The organism is Phaeodactylibacter luteus, from assembly GCF_007993045.1.
GTDB classification, from domain to species: domain Bacteria; phylum Bacteroidota; class Bacteroidia; order Chitinophagales; family Saprospiraceae; genus Phaeodactylibacter; species Phaeodactylibacter luteus.
In genome coordinates this window covers 1-300 of the sequence record NZ_VOOR01000254.1, presented here as the reverse complement: position 1 = coordinate 300, position 300 = coordinate 1, and the positions used below count along the sequence as shown (strand labels likewise).

At 58.0% G+C, this 300-nt stretch carries 1 pseudogene; it reads left to right on the top strand.

Annotated features, from left to right (window positions below):
* Positions 1-72: 72 nt before the first annotated feature.
* Positions 73-300: pseudogene (locus FRY97_RS22165) on the top strand (glycosyl hydrolase family 30); the annotation flags it as partial.

Genomic DNA, 300 nt, shown 5'->3' with positions numbered 1-300 from the left:
GCCCCCCGTTTGCTCCCGGCTGGCCTGCTGCTGTGCTTTGCCCTCAACAGCTGTGCCCCAAAGGAAAACGTTATGGAACTTGAGATATACGAGACGTCTGCCGCTGGCAGCAAGCTGGGCCAGAAAGAAGCAGGAGGGGAGGCCGAGCCCGATAAGCGCTTGACGCTACGCCCTGAAGAGCGTTTTCAGACGATAACAGGCATTGGCGGTTCCTTCACAGAAGCTTCGGCCTACCTGCTCAATAAGCTGGGCCCTGAAAACCGGCAGAAAGTGCTGGAAGCGTACTTCGGCCCTTCTGGT